Here is a 22984-nt window from a genome sequence, read left to right on the forward strand (position 1 = left end):
AGCCCCTGTCCATTTGGTCAGGGGCTTTTTGTCAGGCGAAGCGCCAGTCCTCACCCCATCGTAAACAGCACCCGCGTACCACCATTACGAACGTACTCATCCGTGTCAGGCACGGGAATAAGCTCAGCCGCACAGTTAATGTCGAGCGCACCTGTTGAAGTGGCTTGCACCCAGCGATTGAGATGCTCCCCAATGGGCGCCTTATGCCCAACACTGAACAAGCACATCTGCTCACCCTGTTGATAAGTGAACGATTGCTCGCCCCGAGCTTCTGGCATGTAGTAGGTCAATTCCTGACTGGTATGCGGCTCAATCACAAAGTCATAACCGGCATTATCCGGGTCACTAAGCCACGCAAAACCTTCTCCGGGCGCAATGGCCTGAGGGGCAGCATTAAAAATCTCCACCTCCAGAACCTCATCCGGCGTGGGTGCAGCCTGGCACAGGGCGCTCAGGCCAAACCCTAAAAACAGCGTTGTTACAAACCCTCGTTTAGCATTCATCGTTCTATTCCATTTCAATGGGTGCCCTGCCCATCATCCATATGCGCAGTGGACATGATTAATCTCAATTGAGTATCGCTGGCACCTAAAAAAACACCCCGCAGCAAACAGCACAGTCCTTGTCGGACTTGTCTGCAATGACAGGTCATCAATTGAAAGCCAAGGGGGAATAGAACATCTCAAACGTGCTCACCCACTGCATTGCACAGCGGGCTCTTGAGCATTCAGCGCCCACTAAGGGCGCCGATTGAAATTAGCCGCGAGCGCTCTCGATAAGCTCGATGTACTCTTCGGCGTTACGCTGATCCTTAATGATGTCGACGAACGTCTGGCCCTGCTCGTCCTTACCATCAACGTCGTAACCGGCTTCTTTGAAGAAGGTCAGGAAGCGCGCAAAGTCGTCGATGCGCAGACCACGGTAGGCTTTGATCAGCTTGTGCAGCGACGGCGAAGTGGCGTCCACAGGTTCAAAGTCCAGGAACAACTTGACCTGCTCATCGCCGATCTCATCACCAATCAACTGCTTCTTATCTTTACGCATGTCCGACTCCAGCCTGCTGATACTTCACGGGGAGCGCAGTTTACCCAAGGCTTAGCGCGCACGCACGCTGCCGGTGTGTAAGTCAGCCCAAATATGGCCATTGGCATAGGTCAAAAACTGGCAATAAATCGTGTCGTTGCGCAGCAGATCCATCACCACCGGGTATTGGGTCAACGGATAAGACAACGTCAGGGTTCGGGTTTTACTGTCAAAAGCAGGCTTTTTCAGGCTCTTGCTTTCGCCATCAAACGAAATCAGCACTTCGCGAACCGTTGCCCCCTGACTCATTGGCTTGCCCTTCAAACGCACCATCAACGGTGATGTCACTGGAATGGGTTGCTGATTGGACTGACGCTGACTGCCCACTACAACGGAGTACGACGTCACCAGCATCAATTGCTGCTGCTCTGGTTTTTCAGTGCGCAGCTGCAAGTCGTCCGCAGGTAAAAACTGCGCATGCAGGGGTGACGTTGCGCTGGGCGCGGCGACCAAGGGCAGGCTGGTCAAAATCAAGCAAGCAGCAGCACAACGAAGTAAAAGGCTCATGGAGGGCTCCAAAACGCGGGGTTCAGCACTCTAGCATGGACATCCACACCTCAACGCCCTCAAACACCCCGTACCCGCTCGCGATGATTAATTAGATGCAAGCACATTGCGGCTTTGGCAGCCTGCTCATCCTGACGAGCAATGGCGTTGTAAACCTCTTCACGCTCATGGGTTGGCTTAACGCTACTGCTCTCGGGCCCACACGTCAGTTGGCTTGCGATCTCAATCAAATAACGATTACCCGTAGCCTCGACCACACGCTGATAAAACTCGACGTGAGAGGTCTCCAGCGCCAGGCGTATTGCCCGTAACTGCTCGGTGCTACGGCGTACTGCCGCTAACCCGGCGGACTCCACTTCTATCGCCAGACGCAACTCAATCATGGCCAGTTCATCCTGCGCATCGGCGCGGGCACTCACCTGCAAGCCCCGCGCAGCCCCCGCATCCAGCACAAATGTCCCAATGCCATGCCGGCTCTCAGCCAAACCTGCTGCCTGCAAACGGGAGATGGCTTCACGTACCACAGTGCGGCTTACGCTATAGGTTTGCATCAAGGCTGATTCGGTCGGCAGTTTATCGCCGGGTTTGAGTAAGCCCGTGCGTACTTGTTCAGTGAGCGTATCGACCACTTCTTCGGCAAGGCTGCGGCGCTTCATGCCGGCTCGACCACTCGAATAATTACCTTCCATATCAATTAGTTAGCTCCACAAACAACAAAGAGGCAGAGCTTAACGCATCAACAGCCACCCACCCACCAGGCACGACCAATGACACCCAAATAGCTAAGGAGGTGGGCGTTGGAACCTTAACCATCACGCACGGCTTTGCTGACTGCAAAACTCAGCGGCGTAATGAAGTGTTTGGCGGTGAGGAGCTGCCTGCAAACCGATCAAGATGACCGGTTTGCTGTGCAAGGTGACGCGCTTAGCGTCGAACCGGGCGCTTCTGCAACTTGCGCTGCAAGGTTCGGCGGTGCATGCCCAGTGCGCGGGCAGTGGCGGAGATATTGTTGTCGTGCTCACCCAGAACGCGCTGGATGTGTTCCCACTGCAAGCGGTCGACCGACATGGGGTTGTCCGGCACCAGCGTTTCAAGATCCGCGTGCTGAGAAAGCAGCGCAGCGACTACGTCGTCCGCATCGGCAGGCTTGCACAAGTAATTGCACGCCCCACGTTTGATCGCCTCAACGGCCGTCGCGATGCTCGAATAGCCGGTAAGAATGACTACCCGCATCTCGGGATCGAGTTCCAGCAACTTTGGCAGCAATACCAAACCCGAATCGCCGTCCATTTTCAGGTCCAGCGCGGCGTAGTCAGGAATATCTTGTTGCGCCAGCACCAACCCTTCTTCAGCGGAGCCGGCCGTGCTGACACGAAAGCCGCGTCGAGCCATAGCGCGAGCCATCACACGGGTAAAGGTGGCATCGTCATCCACCAACAATAAATGCGGCAGCTCTTCGCCTTCGATCTGAATTTCTTCACTCATTTTCGTTTCCTCGGGCGGCACGCGGCAGGCGCAGTTCGGTGAGCGTGCCGCCATCCTCATGACTGTAGAGTTTTACCGAGCCGCCGGCGCGTGTCACGCTGGCTTTGCTCAAAAATAGGCCAAGACCGAAGCCTTTGCCCTTAGTCGTAAAAAAGGGTTTGCCAATTTGCTCGGCGATGGCCAACGGTACACCCGCACCGTGGTCACGAATACTGATGGTCAAATCAACAGCATCCCAATCCAGACAAACTTCCAGCCCTTCGGGGCAGGCATCAGCTGCATTGTTGAGCAGGTTGAGCAACGCTTGCGTCAAATCGGGCGGCGGGGCCAATCGCGGCACCGGTGCATGGCCCAGGCACTGAAAACGGTACGTGGCCTCGGGACGCATCAAGTGCCAACGATTCAAGGCCTCATCCAGCCACTGAGTGACGTCTTGAATCTCAATTGCCAGACGACGATTAGCCTCGGCTGCCCGCACCAGTTGCTGCAAGGTTTCTTTGCACAACTTGACCTGATCCTGAAGCACGCTCAAATCGTCCTGCAACTCGGGGTCGAGGTGATCGCGGCGCATCTCATTGAGCAGCACGCTCATGGTCGACAGCGGCGTGCCCAATTCATGCGCAGCCCCGGCAGCTTGTGTGGCAACCGCCAGCAATTGCTGGTCGCGCAAGCCCTCTTCACGGCGCAGGGCGCGTAACTCTTCTTGGCGACGCAACTCTTCGGCCATACGTGCGGCAAAAAAAGTGATCACTGCTGCCGACAGTGCAAAGCTCAGCCACATGCCATAGATCTGGAGCTTCTCACGGAAGAACGCGACCGTATCCAAAGGATAAGACTGCACCAGCAACAAGGTGTACAGCGCCAGCGCGATGCCCGACAACACCACCGAAAAACGCCAGGGCAAGGTGACGGCGGCAATGGTCAACGGCACCAGATAATACGAGACAAACGGGTTGGTTGAGCCACCCGAGAAGTACAGCAAGGCACTGTGGATAACCAGATCACAGGCCAATTGCAGTGCGTACTCAAGCTCGGTGACAGGCCACGTGGTTCGCAACCGAATGGCGGTAAATGCGCACAGCAACATCGAACACCCTAGGGTGATGCTCAACTGAAACCAGGGCAGCGGCAGCAAATCGAACAAGTAGGCGATACCTACCGAACCGGCCTGCGCAGCCAGCACCAGCGTGCGAATAAGGGTGAGGCGCCAAAGGTTTTGGCGAGTGGCTGACATTAACTGTACGGGGGCGAGCATGAGCTCTCCTGATGAGCGCTCCAGGCGGATCGCCGGGAGTATAACCAAGCTGACGGCCTGACAGGCAAAAGTGCGGCAAAGGGCCACAGTGCTTTTTTCGCAATACACACTATTAGCTGCACGCTCGTAATTGCTGCCGCAGGCTGCGATCCCCCCCGCTCTAAGCCTCTGGGCCTTATCGCAGCCTGCGGCAGCGACTACGAAGACCTGACCAGATGTAGTGAAAATGTAACTGGGCGAACTGATGGCCATTAACTAGAGTCTGATAGGTTTAACGCAGGTTAGGACAACCATGCCTGCGACCCCACCCAAGGAGCCTTCATGTCTACATTCCAGCGTACTGCTGCCCTTCTGACGCTAAGCATCGGCGCACTTGCCAGCCTGCCTGCGCTGGCCGAAGGCGTAACGTACAACCAGGTTTCACTGCGTGCAGAAGCCAGCCAAGAAGTCCCGCGCGATCTAATGATTGTGACGCTGTACACCGAGGCACAAAACACCGATGCCGCCAAACTGGCCGCCGAAATCACCACTCAAATGAACAAAGCCATTGGTCAGGCCAAACAAGCCAAAGACGTTACCTTGCGTCAGGGCAGCCGTAACAGCTACCCGATCTACGATAACAAAACCCAAAAAATCACCGGCTGGCGCGAACACGCTGAACTGCGCCTGGAAAGTGCCGACTTTGCCACCTTGTCCAAACTCACCGGGGAACTGATGCAAACCCTGAAAATGGGCAACATGCAATTCACTGTCGGTAATGCCACACGCAAAACCAGTGAAGATGCACTCCTCAAAGACGCTGTCGGCGCCTTCAAGGCTCGGGCCCAACTGGCCACTGATGCACTGGGCGGCAAGGGTTACAAAATCGTCAGCCTGAACCTCAATAACAACGGCTACCCGCAGCCATTCATGCGCAGCGCAATGATGATGAAAGCAAGCGGCCCTGCAATGGACTCAGCCCCGACACCCGAAGTCGAAGCCGGAACCAGCGAAGTGAGCATGAGCGCCGATGGTGTGATCGAAGTACTCATGCCTTAAAGCCAAAACGTTCGTTCAATGCCCCTGAAACGCTCACGCGGTCAGGGGCTTTTTCATTTGCGCAGCACCCCAACAGTCCTCTAGAGCGAATAAAAGACAAGTCTTACAAATCACATCTGTCATCACTGACATATTTCTCCCGCAAGAGTCTAGATAAGTAACAACCCCGACCTAAAGCAGTGCATATCACGTCCGAACGCGAGGTTTTCGAACATTCGATTGTCTGAAAAAGCATCACGCAATCGGTCAAATGCGTCACAAATTATATAAAGGCGACATTCCTGTACGATCGTTCCACTAATTCTCGCTGAAACGGTTAACGCATCTTGCATTGGGTATGGGGCGTGCATAAGTATCGCCGGGTCGACTCACAAGGTCGCCCTCAACTCAAAAATGACAAAAATCATGAGGCCACCATGTTCAAACACGCGGTCATTCCGTTTTTAGTGGGCGCCAGCCTGCTGGCAAGCGCACCCTTCGCTCACGCGGCGACCAATCTGGTGTTTTGCTCTGAGGGCAGCCCAGCAGGCTTTGACCCGGGACAGTACACAACCGGGACCGACTTCGATGCCTCGGCCGAAACCATTTACAACCGTCTAAGCCAATTTGAACGTGGCGGCACCAAAGTAGAGCCAGGCTTGGCGACCAGCTGGGATATTTCTCCGGACAACCTGACCTACACCTTTCATCTTCGCGATGGGGTCAAGTTCCATACCACGCCGTACTTCAAGCCAACTCGCGACTTCAACGCCGATGATGTGCTCTTCACCTTCAACCGCATGCTCGACAAAGACATGCCGTTTCGTAAGGCGTACCCAACTGAGTTCCCTTATTTCACCGACATGGGCATGGATAAAAACATCGCCAAGGTCGAAAAAGTCGACGACAAGACCGTCAAATTCACCCTCAATTCGGTTGACGCGGCGTTTATCCAAAACTTGGCGATGAGCTTTGCCTCCATTCAATCTGCCGAATACGCCGACAAACTGCTCAAAGAAGGCAAGCCTGCCGACATCAACCAAAAACCTATTGGCACAGGCCCCTTTGCGTTCAAGAGCTACCAAAAAGATTCCAACATTCGCTACACCGGCAACAAGGATTACTGGAAGCCTGAAGACGTCAAAATCGACAACCTGATTTTCGCCATCACCACCGACCCCTCGGTGCGCGTGCAAAAGCTCAAAAAGAACGAATGCCAAGTCACGCTCTTCCCTCGCCCTGCTGACATCAAAGGCCTAACAGAAGACCCCAACCTTAAGATGCCGAACCAAGCAGGCTTCAACCTTGGTTACATCGCCTACAACGTGATGGACAAAATTAAGGGCAGCGACCAGCCAAACCCAATGGCCCAGCTCAAAGTTCGCCAAGCACTGGACATGTCGGTCAACAAGCAACAAATCATCGACTCGGTGTACCAGGGCGCAGGCCAATTAGCCGTCAACTCGATGCCGCCAACGCAGTGGTCTTACGACACCTCCATCAAAGACGTGCCGTATAACCCTGAAAAAGCCAAAGAACTGCTCAAGGAAGCCGGCATCAAAGAAGGCACTGAAATCACCTTGTGGGCCATGCCGGTTCAACGCCCGTACAACCCCAACGCCAAGTTGATGGCTGAAATGCTGCAGTCCGACTGGGGCAAGATTGGCATCAAAGCCAAAATCATGACCTACGAATGGGGCGAGTACATCAAGCGTTCTAAGGGCGGCGAGAACGGCGCGATGCTCATCGGCTGGAGCGGCGACAACGGTGACCCGGACAACTGGCTCGGCACTCTGTTTGGCTGCGACGCACTGGAAGGCAACAACTTCTCCAAGTGGTGTAACCCTGAGTTCGACAAGCTGGTGAAAGCGGCTAAATCAACAACCGATGTTGCCAAGCGCACAGAACTGTACCAACAGGCACAGCGTCTGCTGAAAGACCAAGTACCCATGACACCTATCGCCCACTCGACGGTGTATCAGCCTATGCGCAATACCGTGCAGGATTTCAAGATCAGCCCCTTCGGCTTGAACTCCTTCTACGGCGTTAGCATCGCTAAATAAAAAGGACCGGTAAGTGCGGCTATAGCGCCGCACTTACTTAACTGCCAGGACGGCGGAAATCACCCTTCATCCTTAAGCCACTGCGTACTACAGCAGAGGCGATAGGACGCAAAGACATTTCCTACGCCCTTATAAGACTCGACGCATTTACTCGTGTGCTTTGGCGCCATAACGTCGACGCAAAGCCCCTGAGTGAATCGCCGCAGCCGAAGATATCCACGTCCCGATGCCGCAACGCCCCTATTGGCACGCGCTCAGGACTCACGACATAAAAAGGACTGGGAACGCGATGCGCAACCCTCTGGTTTTATCTGTATTGCTCAGCGCTGGCGCTCTTGCCAGCAGCCCATTCACGAACGCAGCCAATAGTTTGGTGTTTTGTTCCGAAGGCAGCCCGGCAGGTTTTGATACTGCGCAATACACCACCGCCACCGACAACGATGCGGCCGAGCCTATTTACAACCGCCTCGCAGAATTTGAAAAAGGCGGCACCGCCGCAGGCCCTGCGCTGGCCACCCGTTGGGACATTTCAGAAGACGGCCTGACCTACACCTTTCATCTGCGCGATGGCGTGAAGTTTCACACCACTAAATGGTTCACCCCCACTCGCAACTTCAACGCGGATGATGTGCTGTTCACTTACAACCGCATGCTTAATCGCGAGCATCCATTCCGTAAGGCTTACCCAACCGAGTTCCCTTACTTCAGCAGCATGAGCCTGGATAAAAACATCGCCAGCGTCGAAAAAACCGACCCGATGACCGTGGTTATCAAGCTCAACTCGGTAGACGCCGCCTTCATCCAAAATATTGCCATGAGCTTTGCTGCAATTCTGTCGGCCGAATACGCCGATCAGTTGCTTAAGGACGGCAAGCCTAGCGACATCAATCAAAAACCCGTAGGTACTGGCCCGTACGTGTTCCAGCGTTATCAAAAAGACTCAAACATCCGCTACGCCGCCAACAAGGACTATTGGGATCAGAGCCAGGTCAAACTCGACAACCTGATTTTTTCGATCAACACCGATGCCTCCGCCCGGATGCAAAAACTGCGTAAAAACGAATGTCAGGTCTCGCTTAATCCCCGTCCTGCCGACGTAGAAGACCTCAAGCAAGACCCTAAATTGCAGGTGATCGAAAAACCAGGCTTCAACCTCGGTTACATCTCATACAACGTCAGCCACAAACCCCTTGATCAACTGCAAGTGCGTCAGGCGCTGGACATGGCCGTGAACAAGGACAGCATCCTTAAAGCCGTGTATCAGGGCGCCGGGCAAAAGGCCGTTAACGCCATGCCACCGACGCAATGGTCTTATGACGAGACCATCACCGACACGCCCTATAACCCTGAAAAAGCCAAAGAGCTGCTCAAGGCGGCAGGCGTCAAAGAAGGCACTGAAATCACCCTGTGGGCCATGCCAGTACAACGTCCCTACAACCCGAACGCCAAGCTGATGGCTGAAATGCTGCAGTCAGACTGGGGCAAGATCGGGCTCAAGGTCAAAATCGTTAGCTATGAATGGGGCGAGTACATCAAGCGCACCAAAAATGGCGAACACGACATCAGCCTGATCGGCTGGACGGGTGACAACGGTGACCCGGACAACTGGCTCGGCACCCTCTACAACTGCGATGCCATTGGCGGCAATAACTACTCCATGTGGTGCAACCCGGAGTACGACGCCCTGGTCAAGCAGGCCAAAACCGTGACTGACCGCGAACAACGGACGGTGCTGTACAAACAAGCCCAGCAGTTACTCAAGCAACAAGTGCCTATCACACCGATTGCCCACTCAACGGTCAACCAACCGTTGAGCGCCAAGGTGCAAGGTTTTCAAGTCAGCCCCTTTGGGCGCAATGCCTTCTCGGGCGTCAGCCTCGATTAACTCTTCCAGATTCGTTTGAGCACCATCAGACCGCATGGGGCGGTGGGGTGGTGCTTAGTCGAAAGTGCGTCAAATAAACGTGTTTGCAATGCTCTTAACGTTCCACAACAGCCAGTTCATTTCATAAGAACGGGCAATAAAAAAAGAAGTACAGGAGCCTCAACCATGAAACTCAGCAGCAGTGCGTTATTAGCGTTATCCATCAGTAGCCTTGCGGCGATGGCTCATGCTGAAGATGTCAGTCAAGCGTTCATTCCCACGCAAGTTAAAACCAGCGCCAGTAGCCAAAGCGAAACCAAGGGCTTGCTTGAAGACCAAACCTTGGGCGGCAGCACACGTAACTGGTATGCCAATGAACTCAAGCGCCGCAATAACCGCTTTACCTACAAAGATCATGGCGTCGAAAAAACAACGCCACGCCGCATCAACTGGGTGCAAGGCACCATCCTTGATTACAGCTCGGGTTTTACTCAGGGCACAGTCGGTTTCAGCACTCAGGTTGCGGCCTATAACGCCACTGCGCTGGACCGTGACGCCAATGACATTGCCGGTAACAACAACCGCACCCTGACCCACAGCAATGGTGATGCGGTCGGCCAGTGGAGCAAGCTAGGGCTGGCAAACCTCAAGGCTCGCGTGTCTAACACCACACTGGTGGTTGGCCGTCAGAACTTCAGCAGCCCAACCCTCGACGTGATCGGCAACCGCGCCTTGCCTTCCAGCTTTCAAGGGGTTGGGTTGCACAGCGAAGAGTTCAACAACCTGTCGTTCGATGCCGGCTCCTTTGACCGGGTTTCACCGCGTACCGAACAGGGGCTGACCAAGTTTCGCAGTGAATACGGCGATAACGCCAAAATCACCACCGACCGCGCCAGCGTGGCGGGGCTCAACTACCAGCCGCTAGAAAGCCTCAGAACCTCACTTTACGTCACCCACGTTGAAGACTTCTGGAACCAGTACTACTTCGGTGCGGTACACGACTTAGGGGATAACGCTGTATTGGGGCTTAACACTAACTTCAACTACTACAAAACCCTCGATACTGGCAAAAAAGCGCTGGGCGACATCAACAACAACACCTACAGCCTGGCGTTCGGCTTGACCCACCAAGCCCACACCGTGACTTTGTCGTATCAACAAGTGATCGGCGACGAGTACTTCGACTACCTGCACGAAACCAACGGCATTTACCTGGCCAACTCCTTGCTCTCGGACTTCAACGGCCCGAACGAGAAGTCGCTGCAACTGGCCTATAACATCAACATGGCGCAATACGGCATCCCAGGCCTGAAGTTCAACGCCTATCACGCGCGCGGCTGGGACATCGACGGCACCAATTACAAAGGTAGCGCGTACGACGTCAAAAAAATGGACGGTGAAACCCACTATGAATACGGCGTTGGCACCACCTATGCCATTCAAAGTGGCCCACTGAAAGCCACCTCTATTCGCGCCACATACACCACCCACCGCGCCAGCAAGTATCAGGCTGACGGCAACATCAACGAGTTCCGCATTGTCACCACCATCCCGTTCAACATCCTTTAAACACAAACAAGCCTGCGGCTGATTCGATGAATCAGCCGCCGAGGCTACGCCGGCTGAACCGATTGGAGAGGGTTGCTATGAAAAAACTTCCACTGCGCGCTGCTCTTGCAGTGGCATTGCTCACGACAGCGATCGGCGCTAACGCCAAATCGCTGGTGGTATGTACCGAAGCCAGCCCTGAAGGGTTCGATATCGTTCAATACACCACCGCCGTGACGGCCGATGCTTCAGCCGAAACCCTGCTCAATCGCTTGGTCGACTTCAAACCTGGCACCACCGAAGTAGAGCCGGCATTAGCCGAGCGCTGGGACATCAGCCCGGATGGTCTGCAATACACGTTTTACTTGCGCCCGGGCGTAAAGTTCCACACCACCGACTACTTCAAACCGACCCGAACCCTGAACGCCGATGACGTGGTCTGGAGTTTTCAGCGCCAGCTGGACCCAAACCATCCGTGGCACAACAAGTCGCTGACCGGTTATCCCTACTTTGAAAGCATGGGCTTCAAAAGCCTGCTCAAGAGCGTCGATAAAGTCGACGACATGACCGTCAAGTTCACGCTAAACCACCCTGAGTCCCCGTTCTTGCGCGACATGGCGATGTCGTTTGCATCAATCTACTCGGCCGAATACGCCGACCAGTTGCTCAAAGCAGGTAAAACCCAAGAACTGAACAGCAAGCCGATCGGCACCGGCCCGTTTATTTTCGTGCGCTACAACAAGGACGCGCAGGTGCGCTTCAAGGCCAACCCCGACTATTTCCGAGGCAAGCCGCCCAGCGATGTACTGATTTTTGCCGTGACCACCGATAGCAACGTGCGCCTGCAAAAACTCAAAGCCAACGAATGCCAGATCGCGCTGTACCCCAAACCCGATGACATCAAAAACATCCGCAAAGACCCAAACCTGAAAGTGGATGAGCTGGCCGCACTGATGACCAGCTACATCGCCATGAACACAACCCACAAATACTTGAATGACGCACGGGTGCGCAAAGCCATCGACATGGCGTTCGACAAACAGGTGTACCTCAATACGATGCACGGCGAAGGGAATGCGTTGATTGCCATTAATCCCTACCCGCCTACGATGCTCGGGTTCAACAAAAACATCCAAAGCCCACCCCGCGATCTGGACAAAGCCCGAGCCTTGCTCAAAGAAGCGGGCGTTCCGCCAGGCACTGTCTTAACCCTATTTACCCGTAACGGTGGCGGCCCCTCTAACCCGAACCCGATGTTGGGGGCACAGTTATTGCAGTCCGACCTTGAGAAGATCGGCCTCAAGCTGGACATTCGCGTCATGGAATGGGGCGAAATGCTCAAGCGCGCCAAAGCGGGCGAACATGATCTGGTCTCTTCAGGATGGGGTGGCGACAACGGTGACCCAGACAACTTCCTGACCCCGCTGCTGAGTTGCGACGCGGCCAAAAATGGTGAGAACTACGCACGCTGGTGCAATAAAACATTTGAAGCGCTGATCACCAAAGCACGCAACATCACTGAACCGGCAGAGCGAGCCGCGCTCTATGAACAGGCACAGGAGATATTCCATCAAGACCAACCCTGGATTAACGTGGTGCACCCTATGCTATTTACAGCCATGCGCAAAAACGTCGAGGGTTACATCCTTAATCCACTGACCAACAACAACTTCGCCACCACTCAGGTGAAGTAGAACAATAAAAGACCCGCCAGCGCTCACCGCAGCGTTGGCGGACTTGCCTAACCGGCTGATGAGGTACACCGCACGATGTTTAGTTTTATTGCCCGCCGAATAGGGCTGTTGATCCCTACGTTCTTCGGCATCACCTTGCTGACTTTCGCCCTGATTCGCATGATCCCTGGCGACCCGGTCGAAGTCATGATGGGTGAACGTCGAGTCGACCCTGAGATGCACGCTCAGGCCATGGAGCGTCTGGGCCTGAACAAGCCGCTGTATGCCCAGTATTTCGACTACATCGGCAAGCTCGCTCACGGCGACTTGGGCGAATCGTTGAGAACGCGTGAAAGCGTATGGACCGAATTTACTGCGCTGTTTCCCGCCACCCTTGAGTTGTCGATGGCCGCGTTGTTATTCGCAGGCATCCTCGGGTTATTGGCCGGGGTTATCGCCGCGTTAAAGCGAGGCTCATTATTCGATCATGGCGTGATGGGAATCTCACTGGCGGGGTATTCAATGCCCATCTTCTGGTGGGGCCTGATTCTGATCATGTTTTTCTCGGTAAGCCTGGGCTGGACCCCTGTTTCGGGGCGCATCGATTTGCTGTACGACATCGAGCCCAAAACCGGCTTCATGCTGATCGACACTTTGCTGAGCGATGAGCCCGAGGCCTTTTGGGACGCGCTGCACCACATGATCTTGCCCGCTATCGTGCTGGGCACCATTCCACTGGCCGTGATCGCACGCATGACCCGCTCCTCCATGCTCGAAGTGCTGCGCGAAGATTACATCCGCACAGCTCGCGCCAAAGGCCTGTCACCGGCACGCGTAGTGTTTGTTCATGGCCTGCGCAACGCACTGATCCCGGTACTGACCGTGGTTGGCCTGCAAGTCGGCACGCTGCTGGCCGGAGCTGTGCTGACAGAAACCATCTTCTCGTGGCCCGGCATTGGCAAATGGTTGATTGAAGCCATTGGCGCCCGGGATTATCCCGTGGTGCAAAACGGCATCCTGCTAATCGCCTGCCTGGTGATCTTGGTCAACTTCGTAGTCGACATCCTCTACGGCTTTGCCAACCCACGCATCCGTCACCAGCGCTGAGATCCTGACCATGACCACACCAACACCTGCTACTGCTACTGCCGTGGATCAAAGCCTGCTTTATCCATCGCCCTACAAAGAGTTCTGGCACGCCTTCGCTAAAAACAAAGGTGCCGTTGCCGGCCTGATCTTCATGAGCATCATCGTGTTCTGCGCGATTTTCGCCCCGTGGGTCGCACCCCATAACCCGAGCGAGCAATACCGTGACTTCCTGCTGACCCCACCCGCGTGGCTTGAAGGCGGACAAATGCAGTTTTTGCTCGGCACAGACGAACTGGGCCGTGACCTGCTGTCACGCCTGATTGAAGGCTCACGCCTGTCGCTGCTGATCGGTTTGTCGTCCGTAGTGATTTCGCTGATTCCGGGCGTGATTTTGGGCCTGTTCGCCGGGTTCTTCCCGCGCATCCTCGGCCCCGGCATCATGCGCCTGATGGACATCATGCTGGCCCTGCCTTCGTTGCTGCTGGCCGTCGCCATTGTTGCCATCCTCGGCCCAGGCCTGATCAACACCGTCATCGCTATTGCCGTGGTTTCATTGCCTTCATACGTGCGCCTCACCCGCGCTGCGGTCATGGGCGAATTGAACCGCGACTACGTCACCGCTGCTCGACTGGCAGGTGCCAGCTTACCGCGCCTGATGTTCATCACCGTGCTGCCTAACTGCATGGCGCCGCTGATCGTTCAGGCCACATTGAGTTTCTCCTCGGCGATTCTGGATGCCGCAGCCTTGGGTTTTCTTGGGCTGGGCGTGCAACCGCCAACCCCTGAGTGGGGCACCATGCTGGCCTCTGCACGCGACTACATCGAACGTGCATGGTGGGTCGTCAGCCTGCCCGGTTTGACTATTTTGCTCAGCGTGCTGGCAATCAACCTGATGGGCGACGGTCTGCGCGATGCGCTAGACCCGAAACTCAAAAACGCCGCCTGAGGAGGTTCGCATGTCACTTTTAGAAATCAAGAATCTCAACGTTCGTTTTGGCGACGCCAAGGCAGTCCCGGTGGTTGATGGGCTCAGCTTGTCAGTCGACAAAGGCGAAGTGCTTGCAATCGTTGGCGAGTCAGGCTCAGGCAAATCGGTCACCATGATGGCGCTGATGGGGCTCATCGAGCACCCCGGCATCGTGACGGCTGATGCACTGAACTTCGACGACAAAAACATGCTGACCCTCAGCGCCCGCCAACGCAGACAAATCGTCGGCAAAGACATGGCGATGGTCTTCCAAGACCCCATGACCGCACTGAACCCCAGCTACACCGTGGGTTTTCAGATTGAGGAAGTGTTGCGCCTGCATCTAAAAATGTCCGGCAAGGCCGCCCGCAAACGCGCAATCGAGCTGCTGGAAAAAGTCGAAATCCCCGGCGCAGCTAGCCGTATGGACGCCTATCCGCACCAACTGTCGGGCGGCATGAGCCAGCGAGTTGCCATTGCGATGGCAATTGCAGGCGAACCTAAATTACTGATTGCCGACGAACCCACCACCGCGCTCGACGTGACCATTCAAGCCCAGATCATGGACTTGCTGCTCAACCTGCAACGCGAGCAAAACATGGGCTTGGTGCTGATCACCCACGACTTAGCTGTAGTGGCTGAAACCGCACAACGGGTGTGCGTAATGTATGCAGGCCAAGCCGTAGAAGTGGGTCATGTTCCGGGGCTGTTCGACGTGCCTGCGCACCCCTACAGCGAAGCACTACTGGCCGCCATCCCGGAGCACAGCATGGGGGCCGCTCGCTTGGCGACCTTGCCCGGCATCGTACCTGGGCGCTATGACCGCCCAGACGGCTGCCTGCTGTCGCCGCGTTGTCCGTATGTGCAGGACACCTGCCGCCAACAACGTCCTGCGCTTGAGACTAAAGCTCACAGCCAGGTGCGCTGCTTCTTCCCCTTGAATCAGGAGGTGGCGTAATGACTGTTGTTCTTACCGCCCGTGACCTAACCCGTCATTACGAAGTGTCCCGCGGCCTGTTCAAAGGCCATGCCTTGGTACGCGCCCTGAACGGCGTTTCGTTTGAGCTTGAAGCAGGCAAGACGCTCGCCGTGGTGGGTGAGTCAGGGTGTGGCAAGTCCACATTGGCACGCGCACTGACCTTGATCGAAGAACCATCTTCGGGCTCTCTGAAAATTGCCGGCCAAGAAGTTGCAGGGGCCAATAAGGCTGAGCGCAAGCAACTGCGCAAAGACGTGCAAATGGTATTTCAAAGCCCTTATGCGTCGCTCAACCCTCGGCAAAAAGTCGGCGACCAGTTGGCAGAGCCATTGCTGATCAACACCCAGCTGAGTGCCAGCGAACGCCGTGAAAAAGTGCAAGCCATGATGAAGCAAGTGGGTTTGCGCCCCGAGCATTATCAGCGCTACCCGCACATGTTTTCAGGCGGTCAGCGCCAACGCATTGCCCTCGCCCGCGCCATGATGCTGCAACCTAAAGTGCTGGTTGCAGACGAACCCACCTCTGCCCTCGACGTTTCAATTCAGGCGCAGGTCCTCAACCTGTTCATGGACTTGCAGCAAGAGTTCAACACGGCTTACGTCTTCATTTCGCACAACTTGGCCGTCGTGCGACATGTGGCCGATACGGTGCTGGTGATGTACCTAGGACGTCCGGTGGAAATGGGCCCCAAAGAGGAGATCTACACCCGTCCACTGCACCCTTACACTCAAGCGCTGCTGTCAGCGACTCCAACCATTCACCCGGATCCGCTTAAACCAAAAATCAAAATCGTCGGTGAGCTGCCCAACCCGCTGAACCCACCTTCGGGCTGCGCCTTCCACAAGCGCTGCCCTTATGCGACTGAACTGTGCAGCACCGAAGAGCCAGCCTTGCGCGTGCTCGACAATCGCCAAGTAGCCTGCCATCACGCCGAGCAGTTTTTAAGCGTTTAAAAAAAGATCGCAGCCTTCGACTGCTCCTACAGGAGCATGTCCGAAGGCTGCATTAACCGCCAAATATGATTTGCCGACCCCGTAGGAGCTGCCGCAGGCTGCGATTTTTTGATGTTAAAAAGTTACCCCCCCGAAGCAACCCCTACAAAAACTCATGACGTCGACACACTCAGCATCAGCAAAATCAACACTTTAGCCCTACCACAATACGTCGAATTATTTACATAGCCAGCCCAACTCAATTGAGGAGGCTCATAACAGGTATCTTATGTAAGCAAGATTAGTTAAACCATTGAAAAACAATACTCAAGCAACTGACTCAAATCCCAATAGACAAATAATCGGCATTACTCATCAGCAGGAAACAACCACTCACCACCTTGTTTGACACCCTGAGCCGTTGTCCCATCAGTAAATGTCATCAACCCAGTACTTAAGTTGAATGTCCTACCATCTGGATAAGTTACAGTTTTACCATCCGCTTCAGTAACGCTGCCATCCGTGTGTGTGATTGTATTATCAGGATTAGCCACCGAACCATTTTGGATATGCCACAGTTCCGTCAGGATTTGACTGACTGCCTTGTGGATGAACCAGTCGTTGTTCCCCGGTTAATACATTCAAGGCATAACCCACGGCCAAAGGCGCCACAAAATTTTCGAGGACAAAGCGATTAGCCGTAGATATCACTTTTTTGACGCCGCCCGTAGAGCCGGGAGCGGTAGTACCCTCTTTCTTTGGCGGTTTTTTCCCACCAGCCTCTTTGACAGGATCTTTTTTGGAAGGGGGGACAACTTTAATCGGCGGCTTAACAACTTTTCGCACAGGGCCGACAACGGGTTCCGGCATCTCCATATCAGAAGTAACATCAGTTAATTCGGCCTCGGCCAGTTCACTCACCGCCAACATGCGCTTCGGTTTTCCTTCCTTCACATCATTCATTGCATTCATCCTTAAGTGCTAACCACTCATCATCCATGAGCAGCAATAGTTAAATTATTCGGACGACTCATGAATCGCCCGTATAAAAAACATAGAACATCTTCAACCGGCCAACAAACCAAAATTACAAAAAGTTACGAACAAACAAAAACAATAAAAAACTTACACACAGGGGTAACTAGAAATGCACATCCCCTTCAACAAACAGCACCTAAAGCCACATTAATTTGAGAACCCCTAAATCGTATGCACATAGGCATGCGCAAAAAACGACATGACAGTGAAACCTCCACCTAGCGAGGTATATAAAACTGCTAACGCGTTACGCAAACCTGAACTATGGGCTAGCAAGAATAAATTTCTAATCGAGCGTTATATTTGTGATTCATATACTTCTCGGCTGCCAAACTGGACAAAACCCAAAACGTCCAGTCTCACAACCTCATACTTCCTACACTCTTATTTACCGCAACTTCACTGCAATCACTTTCCAATAAACAAAAAAAAGCGAAGCCCTTGGGCTTCGCTTTTTTAAACCAGACACTTTAGTGCTTAGTGATGCTCACGCGTTGCGCGGAACTTCACATCGGGCCAGCGCTCTTCCATCAACGCCAAGTTAACCCGCCTCGGGGCCAGGTATGTCAGGTGACCACCGCCATCAACCGCCAAGTTTTCCACGGCTTTGATCTGGAACTCTTCGAGCTTCTTCTTATCGCTGCAATCAATCCAACGCGCAGACCACACGGTGATCGGCTCGTAAGAACATTCCACTTTGTATTCTTCTTTCAAACGGCTGGCGACGACGTCGTTGCTGCGTTCCGGGAAGAACACTTGCGTAGCGCCTTCTTCGACCAATTGCTGCAAGCCCTGACGCAATTGTTTGGACTTGAGCGGGTCGCGCAGGCGCACACGACGGAACAGCTCAGGCGCAAAGTGCGGGATGCCGGTGAAGGTGTCGCCGATCAGGATCGTGCCGTGGTTGTGCAGGCCCATGATATCAACGGCGAAGGCGGCATGGCGCTCAAGCCTCACGTAAGAAAATTCAAATGACCTTAAGAAATATAGATTTATCTGAAGAAGATTTCCGAAATATCAAACAAAAAATATGAGTTCTTGAAATTTCAGACTTCAAAAAATATACATATATTTAGCCAACACCAACTCCAAAATCACACATAGCCTTCACAAGGCCCGAGGCATTATGAAAAATGCAATATCACCGACAAGAAATGAAAATTTCCCTGAGTGGTATCAACAGGTCATCCGCGAGTCAGAGATAGCTGAGAATTCTTCCATTAGAGGTTGCATGGTCATCCGTCCTTGGGGCTATGGCATATGGGAACAGATCCAACGAGAGCTTGATCAAAAATTCAAAGACACTGGGCATACAAACGCATATTTCCCACTCTTAATCCCGCTGTCCTTCTTTCAAAAAGAAGCCGAACATGTCGATGGCTTTGCCAAAGAGTGCGCAGTGGTAACACATCATCGTCTTGAACAGACTTCAGATGGAAAACTCACTCCCGCAGGCGAGCTGGAAGAGCCTTTGATTATCAGGCCTACCAGCGAAACGGTGGTCGGCGCCTCCTTTTCGCGATGGGTTAAAAGTTATCGGGACCTGCCGCTACTCATCAACCAGTGGGCTAACGTACTGCGCTGGGAAATGCGCCCAAGGATCTTCCTGCGCACTTCGGAGTTCCTGTGGCAGGAAGGCCACACCGCTCACGACTCCAGTGACGAGGCCTTGGACGAGACGCTGAAGATGCTGGATATCTATGAGCGTTTTACTGTTGAGCACTTGGCCATACCAGTAATCAAGGGTAAAAAGTGCTCATGGGAACGTTTTCCGGGCGCCGTCAGCACCTATACCATCGAGGCAATGATGCAGGACGGCAAGGCCCTGCAGGCCGGGACTTCACACTTTCTGGGGCAGAGCTTCGCCCAAGCTTCAGACATCCGCTTCGTGAACAAGGAAGGGGTAAAAGAGCTAGCCTGGACCACTTCATGGGGCGTTTCCACGCGTTTGATTGGTGCCATGATCATGGCCCATGGTGATGATGATGGACTGGTGATTCCACCGCTGGTTGCTCCAACGCAGATCATCATTGTTCCGATCGTGCGAAACGAACAGGACGCCGAAGCCATCTATGCCTACTGCGACAATCTGAAAAAGCAGATATCCCGGAAAAAACTGAAGGGACAAAACCTGCGTGCCAATATTGATAAACGGGAGATAAACAGCGGCGAAAAAAAATGGTACCACGTCAAACGCGGCGTGCCTGTTCGGGTCGAAATTGGAATAAAGGAGCTGGAACAGAACATGGTTTCTTACTCCTGCAGAGATAACAGCAAGAGCACGTTAACAATAGAGATAAATAGCTTCGTTAAAAACCTGCCAAAAACCCTACAGTCTATTCAGACAGGCATGCTTGAAAGTGCCCGAAGAAAACTATCGGAAAATACAAAAACAGTTACTACTCTTGCCAACTTCAAGCAGGCCTTTCAGCGCAAGGACAAACTCGATACATTCGTTATAGCCCCCTTCCTTGACAATGAGAGTGTCAAAAAAACCATCAGTGAACTAGGTGTAACCGTTCGATGTATTCCACTCGCTCAACCCAAAGTCGCAGCCATCTGTTTATTTACAGGTCAACCCACCAAGTCTTGGGCCCTGTATGCAAAGTCATATTGATCCCTGATCACTACCAGCCTCTATTCGCTTCTTATTCGCCAGGCCAGCATTTTGCTTCGGGCTTCCTTCAGATTCGCAGTCACCCACGCCCCCTTGCCTCCGGCTAACACTTCCTCTTGCCGGATGTGTAGAGGACCATTTGTCCAACTCACCACCACAGTGAGTCCAACAGCGTCAGATCACGGATCTACGCCCCGTGCCTAGCACCAAAAAAAAGCGAAGCCCAAGGGCTTCGCTTTTTTTACCAACGGCCTGCGCCCTTAGTGATGCTCACGCGTTGCGCGGAACTTCACATCGGGCCAGCGCTCTTCCATCAACGCCAGGTTAACCCGCGTCGGGGCCAGGTAGGTCAGGTGACCACCACCATCAACCGCCAAGTTTTCCACGGCTTTGATCTGGAACTCTTCGAGCTTCTTCTTATCGCTGCAATCAATCCAACGCGCAGACCACACGGTGATCGGCTCGTAAGAACATTCCACTTTGTATTCTTCTTTCAAACGGCTGGCGACGACGTCGTTGCTGCGTTCCGGGAAGAACACTTGCGTAGCGCCTTCTTCGACCAATTGCTGCAAGCCCTGACGCAATTGTTTGGACTTGAGCGGGTCGCGCAGGCGCACACGACGGAACAGCTCAGGCGCAAAGTGCGGGATGCCGGTGAAGCTCAGGCTTTCGCCTTCGGTAAAGGTGTCACCAATCTGGATCGTGCCGTGGTTGTGCAAGCCGATGATGTCGCCTGCAAAGGCCTCTTCCAGTTGCTCTCGCTCCGAGGAGAAGAACGTCAATGCGTCGCCGATGCGCACGTCTTTACCGGTACGTACGTGGCGCATTTTCATGCCCTTTTCGTACTTGCCTGAGCAAATGCGCATAAAAGCAATACGGTCACGGTGTTTTGGGTCCATGTTCGCCTGAATCTTGAACACGAAACCGGTGAATTTCTCTTCAACCGGCTCAACAGTACGCTCGTTGGCAACCCGGGCCAAAGGCTTGGGCGCCCAGTTGACGACGGCATCAAGCACATGATCGACACCAAAGTTGCCCAGCGCAGTACCGAAGAAAACTGGTGTCAGTTGACCATCCAAAAACTCTTGCTGGTTGAATTCATGGCAAGCCCCTTGAACCAGTTCCAACTGATCGACAAAGCGATCGTACTCGTCGCCCAAGTGCGCGCGAGCTTCGTCGGAGTCGAGCTTTTCGATGATTTTGACGTCTGTACGCTCATGGCCGTGACCGGCTGTGTACACAATGATGTAGTCATCCGCCAGGTGATAAACACCCTTGAAGTCGCGGTAGCAGCCAATTGGCCAAGTGATCGGCGCGGCCTTGATTTTTAGAACGGCCTCGATCTCGTCCAGCAACTCAATCGGGTCACGAATGTCACGGTCGAGTTTGTTGATGAAGCTGACAATGGGCGTGTCACGCAGACGACAAACGTCCATCAGGGCGATGGTCCGTGGCTCAACGCCTTTACCACCATCGAGCACCATCAGGGCCGAGTCGACCGCAGTCAGCGTGCGGTAGGTATCTTCCGAGAAGTCTTCGTGGCCCGGGGTGTCGAGCAGGTTGATCATGTGGTCGCGATACGGGAACTGCATGACCGACGTGGTAATCGAAATACCCCGTTGTTTTTCCATTTCCATCCAGTCGGAGGTGGCATGGCGGTCGGACTTTCGCGATTTCACCGTACCGGCGACAGCAATCGCCTTACCCATCAGCAAGAGCTTTTCGGTGATGGTGGTTTTACCCGCATCGGGGTGGGAAATAATGGCGAAAGTGCGTCGTTTCGCGACTTCGGCGGCCTGGTTGGTCATGGGAAATCGCCTGACGTTTGATTCAAAAAAGGGCGCGGATTATAGCCCAAATTCAGCTTGCGCAGCCACCGTTGGAACCCTTGCTCTGACCACAAGGGTGGCAATATGCCGTAAAAAATGTGAACCTTTTAAGCAGTGGAGGCGTCCACTCTCCTGACACGACAAACCGTCAGGGGCTGAAATATCAGCAAGTTAGCCTGACGAGGCTGCGCTTATGACAGGTAATTTGGGTGCCTTTTGCGCCCCGCCTGTTGCTCTTCGCGAACACATTGTCGGCAGCCAGGAATGGCTTTGCCACACGACGATGTGCTCGCCGACTGAAAAAAAGGAGTCCGCCTGTGGCTAATCGCTATGGAAAAGGGCTTATAGGATGCGCGGCAGCTGTCGCCCTCCTGGCCCTGTTGGTCCATTGGATCGGCATCAGCACTATCGAACACTATCAAGATGATCTGTTGTTCTACCTGCAAGCCCATCTGTACCTCGTACTCGTTTCAATGCTCGCCGCCCTCTTAATAGGGATACCCGCTGGCATTTTCCTCAGCCGACCTAACATGGTCGGACGTGCGGAACGCTTCATGCAAATCTTCAACATCGGTAACACCGTGCCACCGCTGGCCGTATTGGCTATTGCGCTGGGCTTTCTGGGTATCGGCAGTGGCCCGGCCATCTTCGCTCTGTTTCTCGCCTCGTTGCTGCCCATTGTGCGCAACACCTACGAAGGCCTGAAAAACGTTCAGGGCTCACTCAAAGAAGCAGCCGTTGGCATTGGCATGACCCCGCGCCAAGTGCTGTGGCGAGTAGAGTTGCCTAATGCTGTGCCCATCATTATGGGTGGCGTTCGGGTTGCACTGGCGATCAACGTTGGTACTGCACCGTTGGCGTTCCTGATTGGAGCCAACAGCTTGGGCAGCCTGATTTTCCCCGGCATCGCCCTTAACAATCAGCCGCAACTGATCCTCGGCGCGGCTTGCACTGCACTGCTGGCTTTGCTGCTCGACGGTCTGGTGATACTCATCAGCCGCCTCTGGTTGGAACGCGGTCTGCGACCTGTTTAAGGTC

At 54.0% G+C, this 22984-nt stretch carries 19 protein-coding genes and 1 pseudogene; 11 read left to right on the forward strand and 9 right to left on the reverse strand.

Annotation, left to right across the window (positions count from 1 at the left end; all coding sequences use genetic code 11):
- Window positions 1-50 precede the first annotated feature (50 nt).
- The 6 genes from ACZRJQ_RS03805 to ACZRJQ_RS03830 all read right to left on the reverse strand — a co-directional run bounded on the left by ACZRJQ_RS03805 (window position 51) and on the right by ACZRJQ_RS03830 (window position 4330).
- Window positions 51-503 (reverse strand): hypothetical protein, encoded by a 453-nt coding sequence (locus ACZRJQ_RS03805; protein WP_463977087.1) that lies wholly within the window; start codon window positions 501-503, stop codon window positions 51-53.
- 253 nt (window positions 504-756) lie between these two features.
- Window positions 757-1044 carry a PA4642 family protein gene (locus ACZRJQ_RS03810; protein WP_463977088.1) on the reverse strand — a complete coding sequence of 96 codons (288 nt, stop codon included), beginning with the start codon at window positions 1042-1044 and terminating at the stop codon, window positions 757-759.
- A 51-nt stretch (window positions 1045-1095) separates the two neighbouring features.
- Entirely contained in the window at window positions 1096-1590 is a 495-nt protein-coding gene (locus ACZRJQ_RS03815) for a hypothetical protein (protein WP_463977089.1), read from the reverse strand.
- A gap of 59 nt (window positions 1591-1649) precedes the next feature.
- Window positions 1650-2279: a FadR/GntR family transcriptional regulator gene (locus ACZRJQ_RS03820; protein WP_463977090.1), complete on the reverse strand. Its 630-nt coding sequence runs from the start codon at window positions 2277-2279 to the stop codon at window positions 1650-1652.
- A gap of 235 nt (window positions 2280-2514) precedes the next feature.
- Window positions 2515-3075: a response regulator transcription factor gene (locus ACZRJQ_RS03825; RefSeq protein WP_463977091.1), complete on the reverse strand. Its 561-nt coding sequence runs from the start codon at window positions 3073-3075 to the stop codon at window positions 2515-2517.
- Window positions 3068-4330 (reverse strand): ATP-binding protein, encoded by a 1263-nt coding sequence (locus tag ACZRJQ_RS03830; RefSeq protein ID WP_463977092.1) that lies wholly within the window; start codon window positions 4328-4330, stop codon window positions 3068-3070. Before ACZRJQ_RS03830 ends, ACZRJQ_RS03825 begins: the two co-directional genes overlap by 8 nt.
- Window positions 4331-4651: 321 nt before the next feature.
- On the opposite strand from ACZRJQ_RS03830, the gene ACZRJQ_RS03835 reads away from it, so the two are divergent.
- The 9 genes from ACZRJQ_RS03835 (at window position 4652) to ACZRJQ_RS03875 (ending at window position 16483) form a co-directional block, all read left to right on the forward strand.
- Window positions 4652-5368, forward strand: coding sequence for an SIMPL domain-containing protein (locus ACZRJQ_RS03835; RefSeq protein WP_463977093.1), 717 nt, complete (start codon window positions 4652-4654; stop codon window positions 5366-5368).
- A 416-nt stretch (window positions 5369-5784) separates the two neighbouring features.
- A complete protein-coding gene (locus ACZRJQ_RS03840) occupies window positions 5785-7410 on the forward strand; it encodes an ABC transporter substrate-binding protein (RefSeq protein ID WP_463977094.1) in 1626 nt (541 codons plus the stop codon).
- A 289-nt stretch (window positions 7411-7699) separates the two neighbouring features.
- A complete protein-coding gene (locus tag ACZRJQ_RS03845) occupies window positions 7700-9295 on the forward strand; it encodes an ABC transporter substrate-binding protein (protein ID WP_463977095.1) in 1596 nt (531 codons plus the stop codon).
- 165 nt (window positions 9296-9460) lie between these two features.
- Window positions 9461-10843: an OprD family porin gene (locus tag ACZRJQ_RS03850; RefSeq protein ID WP_463977096.1), complete on the forward strand. Its 1383-nt coding sequence runs from the start codon at window positions 9461-9463 to the stop codon at window positions 10841-10843.
- A 77-nt stretch (window positions 10844-10920) separates the two neighbouring features.
- Window positions 10921-12516 (forward strand): ABC transporter substrate-binding protein, encoded by a 1596-nt coding sequence (locus ACZRJQ_RS03855; protein ID WP_463977097.1) that lies wholly within the window; start codon window positions 10921-10923, stop codon window positions 12514-12516.
- 75 nt (window positions 12517-12591) lie between these two features.
- Entirely contained in the window at window positions 12592-13602 is a 1011-nt protein-coding gene (locus tag ACZRJQ_RS03860; RefSeq protein ID WP_463977098.1) for an ABC transporter permease subunit, read from the forward strand.
- Between the two features lie 10 nt (window positions 13603-13612).
- Window positions 13613-14530, forward strand: coding sequence for an ABC transporter permease subunit (locus tag ACZRJQ_RS03865; RefSeq protein WP_463977099.1), 918 nt, complete (start codon window positions 13613-13615; stop codon window positions 14528-14530).
- A 10-nt stretch (window positions 14531-14540) separates the two neighbouring features.
- Window positions 14541-15509: an ABC transporter ATP-binding protein gene (locus ACZRJQ_RS03870; RefSeq protein ID WP_463977100.1), complete on the forward strand. Its 969-nt coding sequence runs from the start codon at window positions 14541-14543 to the stop codon at window positions 15507-15509.
- Window positions 15509-16483, forward strand: coding sequence for a peptide ABC transporter ATP-binding protein (locus ACZRJQ_RS03875; RefSeq protein WP_463977101.1), 975 nt, complete (start codon window positions 15509-15511; stop codon window positions 16481-16483). The genes ACZRJQ_RS03870 and ACZRJQ_RS03875 overlap by 1 nt, the downstream gene beginning before the upstream one ends.
- 525 nt (window positions 16484-17008) lie before the next feature.
- Here ACZRJQ_RS03875 and ACZRJQ_RS03880 read toward each other — a convergent pair.
- Together ACZRJQ_RS03880 and prfC are read right to left on the reverse strand one after the other, a co-directional pair.
- On the reverse strand, window positions 17009-17425 hold the full coding sequence (locus tag ACZRJQ_RS03880) for a hypothetical protein (RefSeq protein ID WP_463977102.1): 417 nt from the start codon (window positions 17423-17425) through the stop codon (window positions 17009-17011).
- Window positions 17426-17977: 552 nt separating this feature from the next.
- Window positions 17978-18466 (reverse strand): annotated as a pseudogene (gene prfC, locus ACZRJQ_RS03885) (peptide chain release factor 3); the annotation flags it as partial.
- Window positions 18467-18626: 160 nt separating this feature from the next.
- Here prfC and proS point away from each other — a divergent pair.
- Window positions 18627-20117, forward strand: coding sequence for a proline--tRNA ligase (gene proS / locus ACZRJQ_RS03890; RefSeq protein WP_463977103.1), 1491 nt, complete (start codon window positions 18627-18629; stop codon window positions 20115-20117).
- A gap of 260 nt (window positions 20118-20377) precedes the next feature.
- Here proS and ACZRJQ_RS03895 read toward each other — a convergent pair whose 3' ends face one another.
- The gene (locus ACZRJQ_RS03895; protein ID WP_463977104.1) at window positions 20378-21925 is read right to left on the reverse strand and encodes a peptide chain release factor 3; all 1548 of its coding nucleotides are present in this window, start codon (window positions 21923-21925) and stop codon (window positions 20378-20380) included.
- Window positions 21926-22263: 338 nt separating this feature from the next.
- On the opposite strand from ACZRJQ_RS03895, the gene ACZRJQ_RS03900 reads away from it, so the two are divergent.
- A complete protein-coding gene (locus ACZRJQ_RS03900) occupies window positions 22264-22980 on the forward strand; it encodes an ABC transporter permease (RefSeq protein WP_463977105.1) in 717 nt (238 codons plus the stop codon).
- Window positions 22981-22984: the final 4 nt, after the last annotated feature.

The sequence above is a fragment of the Pseudomonas sp. E315 genome (assembly GCF_055406205.1).